Below are 567 nucleotides of genomic sequence, written 5' to 3' on the forward strand. Positions count from 1 at the left end.
AGGTTAAATGTAAATTCAACTAAAAATACACTTAACCTCATAATCCCTTTAAATGTTATTTATTTTTTGCTCTAAATAATTTCATCCTTCCGCAATTAAAGGTACTATTACTTTTTCTACCGCTTACCCACAAACTCTATCTATCTGATATTTAATACAAAACTCTTTAAATCTAATACTTTTTATATTACAATTCAAATATATCTTTATACAATTATCTAATGTCAAATCATAACTTTAGTAATCTATATTCTAAATTTTATTCTTTCATTATTTTCCCTTGACAATACTTGAATATCATCAACTCCAAAATTCTTGCAATTATTAATAATATTATAAAGTATAACTTTATTTTTACAATATAATTCAACATCAATTGTATCTGTACAGAACAAAGCAATTTCACAATTACTATTTATAAAATCATCGTACGTATCAACATTAGTTATTTCTGACTCATTCTTAAATGCTTTTATATCAGCAAATATTAAGTAATAATCTTTCAATTGTATACATCTAAAAAATTCTTGTCCATTTACTATGCTATTTTCAAAAATTGATGTATTA

Annotated in this window: 1 protein-coding gene; it reads right to left on the bottom strand. The window is 22.4% G+C overall.

Annotation, left to right across the window (positions count from 1 at the left end):
* Nucleotides 1-245 precede the first annotated feature (245 nt).
* A partial coding sequence (locus tag FAY47_RS19465) for a DUF2691 family protein (RefSeq protein ID WP_143318592.1) occupies nucleotides 246-567 on the bottom strand: 322 nt, incomplete at its 5' end.

It is taken from the genome of Clostridium sp. HBUAS56017, assembly GCF_007115085.1.
Classification (GTDB): Bacteria; Bacillota; Clostridia; order Clostridiales; family Clostridiaceae; genus Clostridium; species Clostridium cibarium.